The sequence below is a fragment of the Micromonospora sp. NPDC048871 genome, from assembly GCF_043198155.1.
In the GTDB taxonomy this organism is placed as follows: domain Bacteria; phylum Actinomycetota; class Actinomycetes; order Mycobacteriales; family Micromonosporaceae; genus Micromonospora.
On sequence record NZ_JBICUM010000013.1, the window covers coordinates 1 to 18,616 of the forward strand.

Annotated in this window: 19 protein-coding genes and 1 pseudogene; 15 read left to right on the top strand and 5 right to left on the bottom strand. The window is 67.7% G+C overall.

Annotation, left to right across the window (positions count from 1 at the left end; all coding sequences use genetic code 11):
* Positions 1-474: transposase (locus ACGFIK_RS23200; protein ID WP_393341276.1), on the top strand; the 474-nt coding region annotated here is incomplete at its 5' end.
* A gap of 367 nt (positions 475-841) precedes the next feature.
* Here ACGFIK_RS23200 and ACGFIK_RS23205 read toward each other — a convergent pair.
* From ACGFIK_RS23205 to ACGFIK_RS23220, 4 genes and pseudogenes are all read right to left on the bottom strand, one after another.
* Positions 842-2,077 carry a hypothetical protein gene (locus tag ACGFIK_RS23205; RefSeq protein WP_327024290.1) on the bottom strand — a complete coding sequence of 412 codons (1,236 nt, stop codon included), beginning with the start codon at positions 2,075-2,077 and terminating at the stop codon, positions 842-844.
* A 401-nt stretch (positions 2,078-2,478) separates the two neighbouring features.
* Positions 2,479-2,668 (bottom strand): annotated as a pseudogene (locus tag ACGFIK_RS23210) (IS1634 family transposase); the annotation flags it as partial.
* A 25-nt stretch (positions 2,669-2,693) separates the two neighbouring features.
* Positions 2,694-3,368 carry an HAD family hydrolase gene (locus tag ACGFIK_RS23215; RefSeq protein WP_327024289.1) on the bottom strand — a complete coding sequence of 225 codons (675 nt, stop codon included), beginning with the start codon at positions 3,366-3,368 and terminating at the stop codon, positions 2,694-2,696.
* Positions 3,365-4,582 carry a helix-turn-helix domain-containing protein gene (locus ACGFIK_RS23220; protein WP_393341280.1) on the bottom strand — a complete coding sequence of 406 codons (1,218 nt, stop codon included), beginning with the start codon at positions 4,580-4,582 and terminating at the stop codon, positions 3,365-3,367. The genes ACGFIK_RS23215 and ACGFIK_RS23220 overlap by 4 nt, the downstream gene beginning before the upstream one ends.
* A 220-nt stretch (positions 4,583-4,802) precedes the next feature.
* On the opposite strand from ACGFIK_RS23220, the gene ACGFIK_RS23225 reads away from it, so the two are divergent.
* The 14 genes from ACGFIK_RS23225 to ACGFIK_RS23290 all read left to right on the top strand — a co-directional run bounded on the left by ACGFIK_RS23225 (position 4,803) and on the right by ACGFIK_RS23290 (position 17,179).
* Positions 4,803-5,468 (top strand): HAD family hydrolase, encoded by a 666-nt coding sequence (locus ACGFIK_RS23225; RefSeq protein WP_393341282.1) that lies wholly within the window; start codon positions 4,803-4,805, stop codon positions 5,466-5,468.
* Positions 5,435-6,304: a hypothetical protein gene (locus ACGFIK_RS23230; RefSeq protein WP_393341285.1), complete on the top strand. Its 870-nt coding sequence runs from the start codon at positions 5,435-5,437 to the stop codon at positions 6,302-6,304. The genes ACGFIK_RS23225 and ACGFIK_RS23230 overlap by 34 nt, the downstream gene beginning before the upstream one ends.
* The gene (locus ACGFIK_RS23235) at positions 6,301-8,283 is read left to right on the top strand and encodes an aminotransferase class I/II-fold pyridoxal phosphate-dependent enzyme (protein WP_393341287.1); all 1,983 of its coding nucleotides are present in this window, start codon (positions 6,301-6,303) and stop codon (positions 8,281-8,283) included. Before ACGFIK_RS23230 ends, ACGFIK_RS23235 begins: the two co-directional genes overlap by 4 nt.
* Positions 8,284-8,312: 29 nt before the next feature.
* Positions 8,313-9,371, top strand: a complete 1,059-nt coding sequence (gene trpS / locus ACGFIK_RS23240) for a tryptophan--tRNA ligase (protein WP_393341290.1) — start codon at positions 8,313-8,315, stop codon at positions 9,369-9,371.
* A 12-nt stretch (positions 9,372-9,383) separates the two neighbouring features.
* Entirely contained in the window at positions 9,384-10,442 is a 1,059-nt protein-coding gene (locus ACGFIK_RS23245; protein ID WP_393341292.1) for a phosphotransferase family protein, read from the top strand.
* Entirely contained in the window at positions 10,442-11,368 is a 927-nt protein-coding gene (locus ACGFIK_RS23250; RefSeq protein WP_393341293.1) for an LLM class flavin-dependent oxidoreductase, read from the top strand. The genes ACGFIK_RS23245 and ACGFIK_RS23250 overlap by 1 nt, the downstream gene beginning before the upstream one ends.
* A gap of 1,196 nt (positions 11,369-12,564) precedes the next feature.
* On the top strand, positions 12,565-12,690 hold the full coding sequence (locus ACGFIK_RS23255) for a hypothetical protein (protein WP_327024282.1): 126 nt from the start codon (positions 12,565-12,567) through the stop codon (positions 12,688-12,690).
* A 164-nt stretch (positions 12,691-12,854) separates the two neighbouring features.
* Positions 12,855-13,007: a hypothetical protein gene (locus ACGFIK_RS23260; RefSeq protein ID WP_327024281.1), complete on the top strand. Its 153-nt coding sequence runs from the start codon at positions 12,855-12,857 to the stop codon at positions 13,005-13,007.
* 29 nt (positions 13,008-13,036) lie between these two features.
* Positions 13,037-13,501 carry a hypothetical protein gene (locus ACGFIK_RS23265; protein ID WP_327024280.1) on the top strand — a complete coding sequence of 155 codons (465 nt, stop codon included), beginning with the start codon at positions 13,037-13,039 and terminating at the stop codon, positions 13,499-13,501.
* Positions 13,498-13,689, top strand: a complete 192-nt coding sequence (locus tag ACGFIK_RS23270) for a hypothetical protein (RefSeq protein WP_393341296.1) — start codon at positions 13,498-13,500, stop codon at positions 13,687-13,689. The genes ACGFIK_RS23265 and ACGFIK_RS23270 overlap by 4 nt, the downstream gene beginning before the upstream one ends.
* 99 nt (positions 13,690-13,788) lie before the next feature.
* Positions 13,789-14,721: a recombinase family protein gene (locus tag ACGFIK_RS23275; RefSeq protein ID WP_393341298.1), complete on the top strand. Its 933-nt coding sequence runs from the start codon at positions 13,789-13,791 to the stop codon at positions 14,719-14,721.
* A 17-nt stretch (positions 14,722-14,738) separates the two neighbouring features.
* Entirely contained in the window at positions 14,739-15,515 is a 777-nt protein-coding gene (locus ACGFIK_RS23280) for a hypothetical protein (RefSeq protein ID WP_393341301.1), read from the top strand.
* Positions 15,505-16,077 (top strand): RNA polymerase sigma factor, encoded by a 573-nt coding sequence (locus ACGFIK_RS23285; protein WP_393341304.1) that lies wholly within the window; start codon positions 15,505-15,507, stop codon positions 16,075-16,077. The genes ACGFIK_RS23280 and ACGFIK_RS23285 overlap by 11 nt, the downstream gene beginning before the upstream one ends.
* Before the next feature lie 88 nt (positions 16,078-16,165).
* Positions 16,166-17,179, top strand: coding sequence for a hypothetical protein (locus tag ACGFIK_RS23290; protein WP_393341307.1), 1,014 nt, complete (start codon positions 16,166-16,168; stop codon positions 17,177-17,179).
* A gap of 1 nt (position 17,180) precedes the next feature.
* Here ACGFIK_RS23290 and ACGFIK_RS23295 read toward each other — a convergent pair whose 3' ends face one another.
* Positions 17,181-18,566, bottom strand: coding sequence for a protein kinase (locus tag ACGFIK_RS23295; protein ID WP_393341310.1), 1,386 nt, complete (start codon positions 18,564-18,566; stop codon positions 17,181-17,183).
* Between the last annotated feature and the right edge of the window lie 50 nt (positions 18,567-18,616).

Genomic DNA, 18,616 nt, shown 5'->3' on the forward strand with positions numbered 1-18,616 from the left:
GACGCCATCGCCCGCAACGGTGTGCGGCCCGAGGTCCTGCACGCCGACCGCGGCTCGTCGATGACCTCGAAACCCGTCGCCGAACTCCTCGCCGACCTCGACGTCACCCGCTCCTACTCCCGGCCCCGGGTGTCGAATGACAACCCGTACTCCGAAGCGCAGTTCAAAACATTGAAGTACTGCCCCGCGTTCCCCGACCGGTTCGACTCCCTGCACCACGCCCGCGAGTTCAGCGCCGAGTTCTTCACCTACTACAACCACGAACACCGCCACTCCGGCATCGGCCTGCACACCCCCGCCTCGGTGCACTACGGCACCGCCAGCGACGTGCACGACCAGCGGCAGGCCACCCTCGACGCCGCCTGGCGGACCCACCCCAACCGGTTCACCCGCCGGCCCCGACCCCCGGCCCTACCGACCACCGTGTGGATCAACAAACCAGCAGCTCAACCCGCAGATCTACAGAACACCTGACCACGAAAACGTCTCACTTGACTTGACAGGTTCCGGTTGGTGAGCTCCTCGAACACCGCTGCCACCTGTTGCCTGGACGCCGGTGTCCCCGGCCACATCGACCCGGTCGGCTCAGCCCAGCAGCAGCGCAGGCACGCAGCGAGTACCCGCGCGGTGTCGTTGGGTTGTTCAACGGCGAGCGCAGGCAATCCCAACTCATCCAACACGCTGGGTCTCGCGCCTTCGGGAACCACTGCCAACAGCCATACCGCCGTGACGTCGGGCTCGACCAGGCGCAGCATTCCCGCTGGGAAGGCGCTGCTCGGTGCCACGCGTTGCGGGCCGGCGGCGCGAGTGCGTGCCCACCACAGTGCCGTTTCCGAGTCGTTCACCCCTCCTCCCCGCCCGCCCGGCTGGCACGCCCAAAGCGCCCCTGCGACGTCCACGAAGGGCTGGCGGCGACCTGGATACGCACGCCGTCGCGCCACACGAGCTCGTAGTCAAGGTCAGGGTGGTGATGGATCGCGGTGACCTCGGCGAGCACGCGACGTGCTGATATCCAGTCACCGGCGTCATCCAGCACATCGACAACGCTAACCGAGTCCGCGTCCGCTAGCAGCCGATCTGCGATGGCTCTGAGTTCCTCAATGTCGTCGGCGATATCAGCATCAGCCTCTGGTGCTGGCTCGGCGTCATCCGAGCGGGGAGGCGGAACCCTCGCTGTGCTGATCTGGCGTCCCGCTTCCACTGCCTCGATCAGCGCTTGCGGTGAAAACCACGGCGCGGGAGCGTCGAAGACGAAGCGATCGAGCACCGCGGCCAGCACTTCCGGGCTCGACTCGCGGCCGAAGGTGCGCCAAGCCTCCACCGGAAGCAGCCCCAACGCGCGGGTGGTGCCGGCCTGCGCGATCAATCGGCCCGCCGCCGCATCAATCGCGTCCGCGTACGCAGCGAGCGCCACCCGGAGCTCTACGCACTCGCGGTCGAGTTCGGGCCACCTACCCAGCACGACAGCATGGACGTCCTTGGCTTGGTCAATCAGCGACTCGTTACCCCACAAGAGTTGGGCGTTGTTACCGAGCGTCTCGGCGGTGCTGCCCGCCGCCAGGATGGCCAGTTCATTGCCCAGTAGTCGGAATACCTTGGTCAACCGGCGTACCGAGGCCACGCCGTCGGCCGCTGCGGCGTTGGCGCCCTTGACGTTCAACTGCTCCAAGGTCAGCAGCTGATGCAATTCCGACTGACCGCCCTGCTCAGCCATACGCCGCAAGAACAACAGCATTACATACGGCGCGAACGATGCCCGGTGGTAGAGCTCATTCGGCCGATCATTGACCCGGCTGATCGCGCCGTAGCTGCGCAGAACGTCGAACCGCCGCCTCACGATCGGAGCAGCCCATTGCCGACACTCGGCAACAGCCTGTTCCACTGTCAGCCCCTCGCCAGCCGCCTCGGCGAAGGCTTCCAAGATCGACTCATCGACATTGACCGTCGTTGGATCCGCGATCATCGCCCCGGCCTCGCGAGCAAGTACCGAGAAGACCTGACGGTAGACCCGCAGCACTGCGGCCTCACCGACGAGATCGTCCAAGGTCAGCTCTGGCGGGTCACTCAACGCGATCACTCCTGTCTCCAAGCGGCACGGACACTATTCCGCTAGCGCCCGACATCGGCGCGGCCTACCAGTTTGGACACAGTCGAGCTGTCTCGCGATCGACTAGGCACATACCCGACACTCCGACGAAGCGGACAAATGCCCATGTACTTCACGTACCACGCCATATAGTTTTTGGGATATGCATCCACCTCCCGCTGGCAGCTACAGTAGTCGCCACCTAGGAATCAACCATCTCAACAGGCCTCTCCCATGCAGTCGCGAAAGGATGGCACCCCTCTAGGGGTTGTTCCACGACGCACCGTATTCGGCCAGATGAGTTCGTCGTCTCCGACACCGTGAGGACATGGTGCGAACAAGACGGGCCGGCCATCAGTCCAGTGCGGCCTATATCTGGAGCGGACTGCTTGCTCAAGAGCGGCGGGAAACCCGACCGCCGGTCAGCAACCCGACGGTAATGTGCGGCTCCAGTCGGCGTTCCTTCGAAAGGCCGGGCTCACAGAACCCATCACCTTCGTCAGTCCCGAAGTACAACGTGGTGACGTCGTAGAGCAGCAACGTCGCGAGGCCCAGGCGCATGCGCGGGGCAGGACTCCCGGCGGGTCAGTCTTCAGGAAGCGGCGTCCTAAGGCTGCATGTTCCGTAGTCGTGCCGGAAGATCTCCGAGGTTATCGATGCGGATGTGCGCTTGTTCCACCTCTGGGCGGGTGGCGTAGAAGTATCCCCATGGTCCACGTCGGATGAAAACGGTCGTCAGGCCGGCGGCCAGCGCGGGGAGAATGTCGTTGTCGAGGCGGTCGCCCACGTATGCGATCTCCTCCGGCGCGCACCCCGCCGACTCGACCAGCTTGACGAAGAACTCCCGGGTCGGCTTCTCCGCGCCCCAGTCGTCCGACGTCGCGATCAGGTCCACGCCCAGGTTCAGCTCATGTAGCAGCCGGCCGGCGCGAGCGGTCTGGTTACCCGCCACACCGACAAAATAGCCGTCGGCCTTCAGCGCGGCGAGGCAGTCCCGGACATCAGGGTAGAGGTCGCGGCCGTTGAAGTGCTCCGCTAATCCGGCTTCTGCCCGGCGCTGCCGCTCCAGTGCGAGGTCGAATCCAGGCTGGAAGTGCTGGAAGACCTCGCGGTAGTCCCGCCCCTGCGCGATGACCTGCCCGAACACCGCAGAGAACGTGTGCCGGGGAACGCCGAGCCAGTCCGCCCAGGTGCCGTACTCGGTGGACTCGTTGATCAGCGTCTCGCCCACGTCGAAGTAGACAGCGCGGATTCGCCGTGGGGAAGAGGTCTGGACGGTCATGCGGTCAACGCACCCAATCGCTCGTCAAGGTCAGCAACGACGGTGGCATCGTCCCACGGCCTCAGCCGGGTACGGAACTCCTGAAGGCGGGTGCTCGCGGTCGCGTAGCCGGCCATCGCCAGCATCGCGGCGGCGTCCCCGGCGAGGTCACACGCCTGGTCGAGCTGCGGGTGGTCGCCGAGATACGAGCTGGCTATGTCGATGAGGAACACCGCCTTCTGCTTGACCGCCACGGGACCGAGTCCACGTAGTGCAGCTGTCAGGGCGGATCGGGCTTCCTCGGGCCGACCGAGCTGGAGGAATGCCCGACCACGGAATCCGTCGAGCCGGTCCGCCGAGTAGTAGTCGAACCATGCGGGTGGTGCCGCGTCTGCGGGTCGGGAAAGGCGTGCGGCTGCTTGGTCGAGAGCTCGCAGCGTTCCGGCCGCGTTCGCTGTGCCCAGGACCTCGGATTCCACCGCCGCGATCCATGACTGGACTACCGGCACACCACTTCGTTCGGCATGATCAGCGGCGCCAGCGAGATAGCTGATGGCGGCCGAGGTGTTCTGCTCGGCCGCCGGCACGAAGGCGAGATGGCCCCGCGCGGCTGCGGCGAGGAGGTCGTCCCCCACCTGGATGGCCGCTTCGTGGGCGAGTCCGAAGTAGCCCCGCGCGTCGGCCGGTCGCTGCAGGTCGAAGAACGTCAGCCGGCCGGCAAGCGTGGCGACTTCGCTGCGGGTGCGCAGGACTCGGCGCTTGAGTCCTCCGTCGGGCAGTTGCCGCATGACGTCGACCGCGGTCTCGAGGTGATCGCGTGCCAGGCTGAGCAGATCGCCAGGTTTCCCAGACCCGTGGTAGAGGTGCCGGTACACCTCCGCATTGCGTTCGAGTCGGCTCACCTGAAGCTCTGGAACCACTCCAGCCTGATCGACGAAAGCGAGCGGGGAAGCCGCCATAGCCTTGATCGCAGTCCGCCGGCGCATTTCATCCTCCTGGCTCCCAGGTCGGGTCAGGGCCGCTGACATCCGACCGTATGTCTTCACGAGCAGGCCGTCCACGCCGAGTGCCCGGTCGCACACCTCGGCGAGCTCCATCGAACCTGGCTTTTCACCTCGCTCGACCTGCCCCAGGTACGTGAAGTCATAGCGGGTCAGCACCTGCAACTTCCGGAGCGACAACCGTCGCTCCTGACGAAGCCGGCGTAGCACCTGCCCGAAAGTCTCACCGTCCACCCGGTCCCCCTGACCAGTGCCCAGGTGTAGGCCACCGTGGGCCTACACCCTGTGGCTTCCGACGCACACACCGTACCGACCAAGCTCGATGTGCACAGCAACCGCATCGACGGCGGCGATACCCAAGCCGGCACCGAGGCGGTGCCGGAGAGCACGCGCGCTTCCCCCCGGCCCGCGAGCTGAACCCGCCGCCTCGGTGCCTCATCCCACGGGAGGGCACATGCACGGCGCGAACACCCAGAGGTACGGGCCGATGATGGTTCACGAGGACTTCCGGTCACGGCCCGTCCTGGTGCTGGACGTCTGCGGGGTTCTGTTGGCGGAGCCGATGGCACCTCTCTTTCGAGTTGTCTCCGAGGAGGCCGGAACCTCCTCCGACCGGGTCGAAGCGATCTTCCGCCACTACTTCCGGGACGCGTTGTGGTCTGGGCTGCTCGACGAGTCCGCGTTCTGGCCGGCGTTCGCCGCGGCTTGCGGTCTCGGGCAGCCGTCGCCTGCCTGGCGGTCGGTGCTGCGGTCGACGATGACGCCGCTACCGGCCGTCTCCCGGCTACGCAACTGGTCGAGGGGGGCGCAGATCTGGCTGTTGTCCAACCATCGCCACGAATGGTTGGTGCCCGCGCTGCAGGCGGCCGGCCTGCACCGGCAAACCCATCGAATCTTTATCTCCAGCCAGACCGGCGCGGTCAAGCCGAATCCCTCCGCCTACGTCCAGATTCTTGAGCAGGCGTCACCCGGTGACAACCTCCTGTACGTCGATGACAAGGAGGTCAACGTCGAAGCGTTCAGGAGGCTGGGGGTCGACGGCGTCCAGGCCGACACGTCCGGCTCCTGGACCGCCGCCGTCGATGGTTGGCTTGCCGCATCAACGCGGAGGACCTGGTGAGCGGCCCTTACCGTGACATCGCCGCCCAGAGTTTCCTCGACGAGATCCCTCGGCTCATCGACACCCTGAGCGCGGCGACGGAGAGCATCCCGACTGAGGACCGGGTCTGGGTCTTCTACGGCAGCCGAATCACCGGCACGGCAACCGCAGTCAGTGACTTCGACGTGATGACGCTCCATCGCGAGGACGAGGTTCCACCGACCCGCGTTGGCACCACCTATCGCGACGCTCCGGTGACCGTCTACTCGCTGCCTTGGTCGGCCCTGTACCGCGACGGGCAGGACCGCGCGTACGGCGGCTACTTCGCGCTAAAGCTGTTCAGCCCGTTCATCTGCACACCGGCCGACGAGGCCGCGGATCTGTTGACGAGCGTGGCGCGGTTCTTGGCTCCGCTGGCCGCTGAGGTGGCCGGCCGGCTCAATGTGATCACTAGGACCCGCCATCAGATCCTTGCCGACTCCTACCTGGCGTTTCTCGACATCTATCCAGACTTCGACAGCTATGTGGCCCGAGTCCTGGAGGCACCCGTGCTGGCATCGCCGTTGTGGCGACGGCAGGCGCAGGTGATCGTGGACGCCTATCTGCAGGCGCAGATGATCGATCGCACATTGGACGGCCGTTACGCCTACTCCCGGCAGGCGGCGATCGGGGAGCTTCGGCACGAGCGAGCCATCACGGCGGCCCGGTTCTGGGCGTTCGGCGCGGTCTGCCACGACAGCGACGTCCGTTTCCCCGACCTCTACCGTGACAAGGCCCGCCAGCGCACGACCGTCGGGCAGCGGCAGCGAGTCTACGAGTCGCTGCAACGGATCTCGCGTGGGCGGGCCGGCCGATGAGCGCCTTGCTCGCCGAGTGGCACGCGGCCCGCAATAGCCTGGTAGCGGACGAGCACGCCGAAAGGGCACGCCGTTTCGGGCTCCGATTGCTCGCTCCCGACTCCGAGGGCCTACCACCGGTGATCGACAACCTGGTGGGCCGGACCATCTGGGCCTGGCAGCCTGCGAGCCCAGCACTGGCCGCGACGGGTGACGACCGTGCGGACGTGCGCGTCGGTGTTGCCGGAAATCGGCTGCACCTCGGCCATCTCAGTCTCGCGCGGGACGTCGCCTGGCTGCAGGAAAAGGGCCACTCCGTCACCTTCATCAGCCGCCAAAACCGCACCGCGGCCTCCGCAACGGTTGTCGAGCTCTTGGCAGAACGGGTGAAGCAGTTCGGCGGACGCGCCCCCGATCGCCTCATCGACCTCGACACGGCCGAGGTCCGGGCCTTCGAGGACGATGTGTTGTCCGGGCTGGTGTTGCGCCGGATGCGGCAGGTCTATGGCTGGTCCGATGACACCAGACTGAACCTGCTGCGGGACGCGGTGACGATGATGAGCTTCTTCCTGTACGAGCAGAGCCCGATAGGGTCGATCGCGCTGGTCGACGCCGGTCAGGTGACGCATACGGCGCTGATGAGGACCGTGTCGGATCGCCTCGCGGCACCGACGCCGTACGTTGCCTATCGACGGTTGGTTCCGAACCTGCGGCGTCGTGGTGGCCGGGCCAGCATCAACGATCCGGCTTCCACGATTCTTCTGACCGATCGTCCCGACACCGTCCGGGAAAAATTCACCGGCGCGGTGACCGGCGGCCGAGCCCGCGCCGAGGAGCAGCGCCAATATGGGGGCAACCCCAACGACTGCCCGACCTTCGAGGTCATCGAACTATTGTCCGCACCTGAGCGGGCGACCGCCGCGGCGCGTCGATGCCGAGCCGGCGAGGTGCTGTGCGGGCAGTGCAAGATCGAGCACCTCGACGATGTGATTGCCGACGTTCGCGGTGACGGTCGACAGGTCACGCTCGCTCGCGTCGGCACGAGTCCCGCCGTGCCGAAGGCGGTTGCCGGGGTCGCTCCCAGTTTGCACCGACCACCGAGCCGGGAGCCGGTGGAGTTGGAGGCCGAGATCGCCCGGTACGCCGGGGTGGTGCCGGAACAGGTCGTGGTCGGTCACGGCACAACCGAGATCCTCGACTGGATCATGTGTGAGCAGGCTTCAGCCGGTGCGGCGGTGCTCGCGACCGCCCCCACCTTCGAGCTGTACGGGCAGCTCGCCGCCAGGAACGAACTGCGCTACGACGAGGTTGCGTGGGACGGCGGAGCACTGCGACACGACCTGGCGGCGCTGCAAGCCGCGCTGAAGAATGATCATGCCGCGATGGTGGTGGATATCCCACACACGATCTCCGGCCTCTCGGTACCGTTGTCCGACTTGCTGGCTGTAGTCGCGCCTCAACTGCCCAGCGGGGCGAAGCTGGTCATCGACAACGTCTACGGTGAGTTCATGGCACATCCCCTCTCGCTGACACCGCGACTCCTTGAGGAGCGCGACAAGCTGGTGGTGTGCCGGTCGCTGTCCAAGGCACATTGCCTACTCGGTGCCAGAGTCGGATACGCCGTCACCAGCGCTGGCTACGCCGACCGGCTCCGTCGACACCGGCTTCCGTATGCTGTCAGCGCGCTGGCTGCCACGGCGGCACGCGCCTCCCTGGGCGACGACAGAAGCCTCCGGCGCACCATCGGGTTGAACCGGCGGGCGTACGCGACGCTGACCGCCGAACTCGACCGGCTGCACATCGGATACGCCCGGTCGGACGCAAACTTCCTCTTGATCGATCTCGGGGACCGCCGCGACCAGATCCTTGCCCTGCTGCGGGCGCGTGGCCTGCGGTTCCGTGACGGCGCACGATGGCAACTACCGTCGATGATCCAGGTCCATCTCATCGACGAGGCGACCGTCGCCCCGTTGGTGCGCGCCCTGCGCGACCTTTGTTGACCCGTCACGCCGCGAAAGGCCCCATCGTCATGACCGCTCAGCGGATGCTCACCGGTGACCGTCCCACCGGAAAACTGCATCTCGGCCACTACGTCGGCAGCATCGCCAACCGCGTGAGGCTGCACCGGAAGTACGAGAGCTTCTTCATCATCGCCGACCTGCACATGCTGACCACCAAGAACACCCGGGACGACATCGCCAAGGCCACCCAGAACGCTCGGGACATGGTGGTCGACTCCCTCGCCGCCGGGATCGACCCCAACACCGCGACCTTCTACCTCCAATCTGCGATCCAGGAGGTCGGAGACCTCAACACCCTCTTCCAGAACCTGGTAACCGTGCCGCGCCTGGAGCGGGTGCCCTCGCTCAAGGACATGGCTCGGGACGCCGGCAAGGAGGAGATGCCGTACGGCCTGCTCGGCTACCCGGTGTTGCAGGCCGCCGACATCCTCTGCGTCAAGGCCCACGTGGTGCCCGTCGGCAAGGACAACGCCGCCCACGTCGAGGTCACCAGGGAGATCGCCCGCCGCTTCAACCACCTCTACGGAGAGGTCTTCCCTGTCCCCGAGTTGGTCAGCGCCGAGACGCCCACCCTGGTCGGCACCGACGGTCGGGCCAAGATGAGCAAGAGCCTGGGCAACGCCATCGCACTCTCGGACGAGCCGGCCGAGGTCCGCCGCAAGGTCATGGGCATGTACACCGACCCGAACCGGATCCGCGCGGACGTGCCCGGCACGGTCGAGGGCAACCCCGTGTTCCAGTACCACGACGTCTTCAACCCGAACCGGACGGAGGTCGACGACCTCAAGAGCCGCTACCGCGAGGGCAAGGTCGGCGACGTCGAGGTCAAGGAGAAACTCGCCACCGCACTGAACGCGTTCCTCGATCCCATGCGCGAGCGGCGTGCCCGCTACGAGGCCGACAAGGGCCTGGTGGACGAACTGATCGTCAAGGGTACGGAACGCACCCGGCGCGAGGTCCAGCAGACCGTGTTCGAGGCACGCAAGGCAATGGGCCTCACCGGCGTCTACACACAGCTCCGCCGCAAGGCCGAACGGTCCCGTAAACCCGCAGCCACCACCGCGTAGAAGAGGACCCTCATGAGTCGCCACGAAGCCGGCCGGCAGGCCGGCAGCCTCCTGCTGCGCACGATCAGATCGGGTACCTCGGGCGCTGAGGTGTTTCTCCTGCGGCAACCCGGCGACGCGACTGTCGCCACGAAGGTCACCCGCAACCCAAGGGTCAGCTCGTCCGTGCAGGCCCAACGGCACACACTCATGGCGAAGCACTTCGCCTCGCACACCCCGGCGGTGCTCGGGACCGCAACCGAGGCCGCGCTTGACGTCATCGTCACGGCGGCACCTGCCTTGTGGAGCCTCGACGAAGCCATCGCTCGTGTCGGACCGACACCGGAGCTTTACCTGATCTGGCAAGACGTGGTGAACACTCTCGTCACGGTATGGCGGTCAACCGCCGAGCCCGGATTCGATCCCACCCGGGCCACTCGCAATCATGATCTTCGGTGTCGTCGTGGCCATCAAGGGCTGGAGGACGTGCTCACCACAGACCTCGGCCCGCCCGCGCATTGGTTGAGCATCATGATCAACGGAAGCGACATGGGCTCCTGGTTTCGAGCCTTCGAGCAGCTCCTCGTCGTCGGCAGGCCCGATTCCTATATCACCTGTCACGGCGATCCGCACGCCGGCAACGTACTGGTTGCCTCCGACGGGACCTGGCACCTCATCGACTGGGAGTGGTCCGGTGACCATCACGACTGGCGCATGATGGTCAGCCACCTACTCGGTAGCTGGTACGTACGCGACCTCCTGGACCACGCCTCGGGCACGGCCTCAGCGACTCCCGATCGGCTCGTGCTGGACTATGCCATCGGTGAAACCCCCCGACTACGCCAGTTCGGGATCCCGGCGGCCGAAGCGTTCCGGCGGATGACGACGCCGGCCCGAACAGAGCAGGATCTCAGTGATGTTGCTCGGTACGTGGCGCTTCTTCTGCTCCGGGAGATCCCCCGAGCGGTGTTGGCTGGGCGACGTCACCTCATCGCACCACTGCTCGGCGAGTGCGTCCGGCTCACCACTGGCGAGCACTCGAATCATCCCGCCATCCGGCTACTCAGTGCGCCGGTCGGGGCGGCGATGTAATGCGACTCGGACTCGCACTGCCGCATTACCCATTCTCCTTCCCGACACCACAGCCCTCGATAGCCCGCCGAGCGATCGAGTACGCCACCTTGGCCGAGGACGCGGGATTCCACCAAGTGTGGGTCTCCGACCACTTCTGGGTCGACGTCGCCGCTGCAGGGCAACCGGAGCAACGGCAGGAGCCGGCTGAGTGTTGGACCCTGATGGCCGCGATAGCGGCCATCACCAACCGCATCCGTGTCGGCTCTTTGGCCACGCCTATCGGGTTCAGGAACCCCAACCTCCTCGCACGCATGGCGGCGACCGTGAACGAACTCGCCGCCGGTCGGCTCGACGTCGCCGTCGGAGCCGGGTGGAACGAGTCGGAACACCGGGCGAACGGCCTTGACTTCCCGCCGGCAAGGCAACGGCTGACGTCGCTTGAGGACACAGTCGGGCTTCTGCGGCGGCGGGTGCCGGGCGTGCCCATCTGGGTTGCCGGGAAGCGCCCGAAGCTACTTGAGGTCGCCGCGCTCGCGGACGGCTGGAACACCGCGTGGGACAGCACACTCGCTGAGTACCGGCACCGGGATGCGATGGTGCGGCAAGCCTGCCACCGTCGTGGGCGTGACCCCGCGGCGGTTCACCGGTCTCTTGGCCTGACGACGCTCATCGGCCGAGACAACGACGATCTTGAGAGACGGTGGCACAGTTTGCAGCGCTGGGCTCCCGGCGGCGCACTCGCTGATATCTCGTTGCGGAGCTGGGCACGGTCCCGCCTGGTCGGTACACCGGAGGAAGTGGCCCAACAGCTCCGTCGATGGGGCGAAGCCGGGGTCGAGCAGGTCATCTGCTCATTTGGAGCGCCATTCGCCGTTCACGATAACCAGCAGCTTGAGCTTGCTGTAGACGCGCTGACGATCTTATCCGGCTCGAAGGGGCCGTAGTCGGAACGATATTGCCAGCGCCGAGGGTCAGGAGTCGGTCTCGGGGGTGAGCCGGCCGAGTTCGGCGGCCACGACGGACGCTGCGAGGCGGGGACTGCCGGTGGCAGATGTGCGGGTAGGAGGGATATCTCTTATCAGTCGGTTCCGGTCCACCGGCCCTCCTCACCGCCGTCCACGTGCGGGTACGACGTGTTCAAGGGGGCGTGTTCACCCGGCTGTTCGTGGTCGTTGCGTTCCTCGTTGGATCGCTCGTTAGACCTCCCGTTAGAACCCTCACCCTGAACAGCGAACGTTTTGCGGCCAATCAGCTCGACCAATGCGGGCTCGTCGGGCCGCCGAGGATTCGGGCTTGTAGCAGCAGTGCAGTCTCGCCGCGGCGCAACCTTCGAGCCCTGACCAGGGCCTCCTCACTGGGGGGCGTACTGCTGATCACCTCTCCGTGGGACGAGCGCCGCTGGTGGGGACGGTCAGACAGGGCGAGCCGGCGGCGGGGACGGAGGCCGTTTGGCGCGGACGGCGGACCGGGATGGCGAGGGTCGTGCTGGTTGGTGCGGACGGCCTCGCAGGACGGGGCGCGGACGGCGTCGCCGACCGTCCGGGACGGCGGACGAGGGCGCGGATGGGTCGGACCGGGGCAGCGCACTTCGTGACGATCTCGTCCACGGCCCGAGGCGGTCAGCCAGGCCGCGCGTTCGAGCAGAAGATGATCTTGTTTAAGTGGGTGGAGATTCTGTGCAACCTGTCACTGATCGCATCGGCGTTCCACGCCGCTCCCGTGCCGCCAGAAGTCGGCACCTCAGGGGCCTGACCTGCGTGTTCAACCCGTTGAGGATCTTGTTCAACCGGGCGGCTCGGGCGACGCGAGTTGTTCGGCGCGGAGCGCGGTTTCCAATCCGGGGCCCGGATTTGTAATCCCCTAGTGTCAGCGCTCGTCGGCGGACGTGGCCCACACGCCCATGCCGAAGCCCAGCTCCACCACCCCCGGCGACCGGCCCCAGCCGGCATCTGCCGGGTTGCTCCTACCCCCTACCCACGTCCCCCGCACCCCCGATCCGGGAGTACGGGACGGGCACGGACCGTCCGCACCGGAGGCGGACGACGGCAGACATCGCCGGACGTCGACCCCGCCCGGTCGCGACGCTCGCTTCGGCCGACAGTCGGCAGAGGTCACGGTAGCCCGCGGCGATGTGCCGGAGGTGCAATTCGACGTCACCGTGCTCGATGGTGAGGCCGGTCGGCGGCTGGCCATGCTGCAAGCCGAGGTGATCCTCAACGTGCTGACCTGGCTTCACGACCAGCGGCACCACGCCGAGCCCGTCTGACCGGTCACTCTCCGGGCCACTCGGCGTGCCGTGGAGTGTGCCCCCGTCGGGGCGGTCTTGATCCCTTCACCGAGTTGAGCGGTGATCGACGCCCACGGGTCGGGCAGCACCGGGCGGTCGACCCGTGCCCTGACCACACACCAACCGCAGGAGGTACACGCGTCATGTACGCCACCGTCACCCGCGACACCCAGCGCATCGTCGTCTACGGCCCCCACGACACACCGGTCGTCGTACCGACCGATGGGGCGGTCACCGTCGCCATCTGCCCACCGGGGGCCGCTGACCGCACCACCGGCACTTTGGCGGAGGCATGAACATCCGCCGCACGACAGTGCTTCCGCGTATGGCGTTCTACGGCCGGACCGCCGAGGCCAGCGACCTCGCCACGGCGGCCCGTGTGCTCGGCGGTCAGTACCAGCAGTGCGTCTCGGTGCTGCCCGACGGCGCGATCACGGCGGTGTTCTCCGACCTCGGCACCCGGCCCGACTACCGGCGGGCACCCGCCACCCTCATCCTCGACCACGTGCGGGAGATCAGCCGTGACGGTGGTCTGGATGACCTGCTCACCGAGCTGAGCCAGCCAGAACGCCGATTCGACTTCGTGATCAGCACCGACCTCCACCGCCTGTCCTGCGACACGGCGACGAGGACCGCGCTCCTACGTGCGTTCGCGGTCGCCGGCATCGAGTTCCTTCACGCCCCCGAGATCCGCGACGGTGACCGGCTGCCGGTCATGCCCTGGCGGCTGCGCAGCGTCGACTACATCGAGGTGCTGACCCACCTCATCCGCGACGGAGGCCACCTGTGACGAGCACCCTGCCCGACTGGCTACGCCCACCCACCACCACGCCCGTACCCCAGCGGACGATACGGGTCGCGTTCCTCGGACGTACCTCCACCGACGAGCAACAGGACCCCACCCTGTCCATCCCCCGACAGTTGACCAACTCCGAACGGGCGCTCCTGCCCAACATGGTCATCGTCGCCTGGTTCTAGGACGTGGAGTCCTCCCGCAAGGAACTCAGCCAGCGCGGCCGAAGCACCGCGTGGCAGAAGTTCAACATCGGCGTCCGCCGCGACGGCGGCCTCGCCGACATGCTCGCCGAGGCCACCTCACCGGATCGCCGCTTCGACGTCGTCATCTGCGAGTCGATCGACCGCATCGCCCGATGGACCCACCAGGGCACCAAGATCGAGCACGACCTCGAACTCGCCGGGGTGCCTCTGCTGGCCGCCGACGAGCCGATCACGCAGTCGAACAGCCGCAAACGCGCCGCCCAGATCCTCCTGCGCCGCACCAAACAGGGCGTCGCCGAGTGGTACATGATCGAAATGCTGGAGAAGTCGTGGGACGGCTTCGAGGAACACACCGGTCAGGGCTGGAACGTCGGCAAGCCGCCATACGGCTACCTCGCCGAGAAGCACAAACACCCTGTCCCCGCCAAACGCGCGGAAGGCAAACACAAGACCAAACTGAAAATCGACCCCGATCGAGGGCCGGTGGTCGAGCAGATCTTCGCCTGGCGCATCGACGAGAAGCTGTCCTACCGGGCCATCGCCGAGCGGCTCAACACCGACCTCGACCGCTACCCGCCCCCACAACCTGTCGACCCGGCCCGCGCGGTCGGCCGGTGGACCGGCTCGGCGGTCCGCGAGATCCTCGTCAACCCCAAGTACACCGGCCACATGGTGTGGAACCGGCGCTCGACCAAAGACAAACTGCACCCCGGCAAGGTCAACCCCCGTGAGCAGTGGGTCGTCTCCGCCCAGCCCACCCACCCGGGCATCGTGCCGATCGAGACGTTCCTCGCCGCGCAGAACGTCGGCCGATCTCGGGAACGGTCACGCGCCGACGCTCGCCAGGCTTCTCCCAACCGGCACCGGCAGACCAAGCGGGTCTACGCGCTTCGTTCCTACGTCTGGTGCGCGCCGTGCCAGCGGCGCATGTTCGGCCGCACCGTCACCGGCTACACCTACTATCCTGCCAACCCCGCGAGAGGGCCATCCCCGAGGGGCACCCGAGCATGATCTCCGTGACCGAAGAGGTGCTGCTCGACTTCGCCGATCGGTTCTTCAACACCTACGTCCTCGGTCCAGACCGGGTGCAACTCGCTACCCGCAGCCTGGACATCGCCGCCCAGCAAGCCGCCAAGGAGCAACGGCGACAAATCGCAGTGCTGCGGCGGACTCTGGACGACATCGCCGCTCGCCGCCGTCGCCTCCTACGGGTCATCGAGGAAAACGACGACCCAGACGGCACCGTGTTCGCAGAGATCGCCGAGCGACGAGCCGAACTCGACCGTGACCGAGAGATCAAGACCGCCGAACTCACCCACCTCGAAGAAACCATGCCCGCCGACCCCGGCACCGCCGACATCCTCGCCGACCTTCCCGAGATGGAAATCAAACTCAGCCTGCTACCCACGGACCGTCTCCGTCGCCTCCTGGACGCCTTCGCCGTGCAGATCTACCACGACGTTCGCACCAACAAGGTCTCGTTCCGAGCCACCGTCAGCCAACACGCCGCCCCACACCTGGCCTGGCTAACCCGCGCCACGGCAGATGGCCCCCGCCCCGCCACCCACCACCACACCAGCGCAAACGACGCTGCCACCGCCGACGACGGCGGGGGCAGCGACCATTTGCAGTTCTGTGACATGCCCCGCCGGGGGCACCAGAGCCGCTCAGCACATAAGGCCGCCGACCAGGGAAACCAGGTCAGCGGCCTTACCTGTGTCCGGCCGCAGCACCTGCACGTCGCCCCCTCAGAGGGCGTTCGCCCTGCTCAACGGCGGCTCATACACTGCCCTGATGCCAGATGATCATGATGTGATCGAGCGGTTGGCGCTAGCCGCCGCCAGCGGCGACCGGGACGCCCTGGAGGCGCTGCTGGCCCGGGTGCGGCCGGAGGTGCTCCGACTCTGCGGGCGGTTCCTACCCAACCGGGAGGACGCCGAGGAGGCCTGCCAGGACACCCTGCTCGCGTTGGCCACCGGCATCGGGGGGTTCGACGGGCGGGCCTCCTTCCGGACCTGGCTCTACCGGGTCGCCGCCAACCGGTCCCGCTCGACCTATCAGGCACTGCGACGTCGGTGGCTGGTCGAGACCGCCAGCGCCCTGCCGCCGGAGCGGGCCGACCCCGCTCGCACCAGTGTGATCGCCGGTACCCGGCTGGACCTGCTGGAAGGGCTAGACGCCATCGGCGCGGACCTCGCGGAGCCGGTGGCGCTGCGGGACGTGCTGGGGCTGAGCTACCGAGAGGTCGCCGAGTTGCTGGGGCTGCCCGAGGGCACCGTGAAGTCCCGCCTCCACGAGGGACGGCGTCGGCTGCGGGCCCGACTCACCGACCCCGGGCCGCACCCAGACGGCTCCGGATCGTACTGAGGGCCAGGTCACAGCGGGTGGCCCGAACAATCTCGACGCGGCAGAGGACCAACACTATGAAGATCCACTGACCCAAGGAGATCACCGCATGCCTCGCCGCACCCTCCGGCGTCTCTCCCAGGCCATCGCTCTGGCCGTGGCCATCCCGGTGCTCGCGGCCGGATGCGCCACCGAGGAGCCTGTCGCCCCGCTGGACGGTCAACAAGCCGCCGTCAACCCCGATGCCGAACCCGAGCCGTCGCCAACGCCGGAGGCACCGGTCCCGCTGGAGGGCTTCATCCCCCGGTCCATCTCGTACCTGAACGCCGAGATCGCCGTGACCGGGGTGGAGGTGTCCCAGCAGGTCCCGCACAGCTACGGCGACACGACCAACCCGGCCGAGTACGGCGACCCCCACTACGCGTACCTCTCGGTGAAGGTGACCAACCAGCTCAACTTCACCACCGTGCTCATCCAGGACGGCGTCTTCCTGTCGCTGGCCGACGGCGAACCGATCCCGCTCGACGGATCGGGCAGCCCGGCTACCGACGTGATCGCTCCCGGTGCCACCGCCAGCGGGTGGTACGCCTTCGAACTGCCCGCCGGGGCGACGTTGGCGGGTGCGTCGCTGCTGTTCGGCCCGGCCGGTCACCGGCAGGAACGGCTGCCGCTGATCGGCGAGGTGCCGAACCCGGAGTACCCGAAGGCGATCACCGTGGCCTCACCGGGCACGGTGCTCACCGGTAACAGCCGCTGCCCGCTGAAGGTCGAGGTGGAGGAGGCGTACCTGGCGCACTGGGTGGGCTTCGACGAGGACGGCCGGTCGCACACCACCAAGCAGGCGGAGGTCGGCCGGCTCAAGCTTCACCTCGGGCTCGCGGTCACCGGCCCGGCCGACCGGAGCGGCTGCTTCATCGCCACCGGCAGCGGCGGTGACGTTCACCTGATCGTCGACGGCGACCGGCTGGGCGACTACCCCGAGCTGAGCGGCACCACGAACGTCGCCGCCGGGGCCACCGACCGCCAGTACCTCGTCTTCGACATCCCCGACTCCGGTCAGGTCGAGATCGAGTGGGGCAGCCTCGGTGGCAAGCAGGTCCGGATCCCGGTGCCGCTGCCCTGAGTCACCCGGTCACGCGTACCCCGGCAAGCAGCGAGTCGACGAAGCTCGTCCCGCCGCCTGCCGGGGGCGCGACCTGTACGTACACCAGTTGGCCGCCGTCCGGGGTCAGCCCGGCGGCCTCGATGACCTCCGGTTTGCCCGGCGAGCAGCCGGTGAAGGAGGCCACCACCCAGTCGATGCCGGCCTGGCGGGTGGTACGGACCCCCGAGGCCACACACTGGGCGTGTTCCCGGTCGGTGACGAGCCGGCGCGGGGTGGTCTGGGCTGCCAACTGGGCGGAGGCCCCGACGAAGGCACCCGGCACCCCCGGGTCCGCCGTCCAGCGGCCCGGGTCGGGTGAGATCAACATCGCCGGTTCCAGTTCACCCTCGGCGGTACGCTGCCCTGACCAGCCGGAACCGGCTACCCGCCAACCCTCCGGCAGGGTGACGCTGACCCGTCCACTGGTGTCCGTGCCGGTCTGCGGACCCCGTTGAGACCACGCCCAGGCCGCCCCGCCGATGGCCCCCGCGAGAGTGAGACCGGCGACGGCCACGGTGGCACCCACGATCGCCCGGCGACGGCGCCGGGGCGGGGTGGGAACGTCCGGCTCGGCCACCTCCGACGGCACCGCTAGCGCCGCGTCGAGGGCCGCACCGAAGGCCGCCGCGTCCGGGTACCGATCGGCCGGGGCCACAGCGGTAGCGGTAGCCAACACCGCCGCCACCGCCGAGGGCACCCCCGGCCGCAACCGGAACCTCGTCGAGGGTTGCTGCCCCTCCTGCGGTACGGCCAGCAGGGTGACCCCCAGACGACCCAGCCCGTACACGTCGGCGCGGGCGTCCACGATCGCCAGTGGATCGTCCTGTTCCGGCGCCATGTAGCCGGGGGTACCGGCCCGGGCGGTCAGACCGGACGCGGCCGCCAGCGCCTTGGCCAGGCCGAGATCCGCGATGAGCACCTGTTCCTCACCGGTGGCGCGGGTCCGGAACAGCACATTACCCGGGGTGATGTCCCGGTGCACGATGTCGCTGTCGTGCAGCACCGCCACGCCCGCGGCCACCTCGCGCAGCAGCCGCACACCCGGCTCCGCCGGCAGGGGTCCCTCGGCCAGGCGGTCGCGCAGGCTGCCGCCGTCCGCCCAGGCCAGCACCGCGTACGGCCGACCGTCGTCCAGTTCACCGACCGCGTGCACGCTGACCAGCCGCTCGTGGTCCAGCCGCCACAGCAGTCGGGCCTCCTGCCGGAACCGTTCGCGTACCCGCAGGTCGTGACTCCAGTTCTCGGCCAGCACCTTGATCGCTACCCGGGCGTCGAGGGACTCGTCGTACCCCAGCCAGACCGTGGCGAAGGAGCCGACCCCCAGCAGCCGCTCGACGCGGTAGGAGCCGATCTTGGTGGGCTGCACAGCCCGCACGGTACCAACCACCAGGCCCAGGTCGCCCCGGCAGCGTCGAT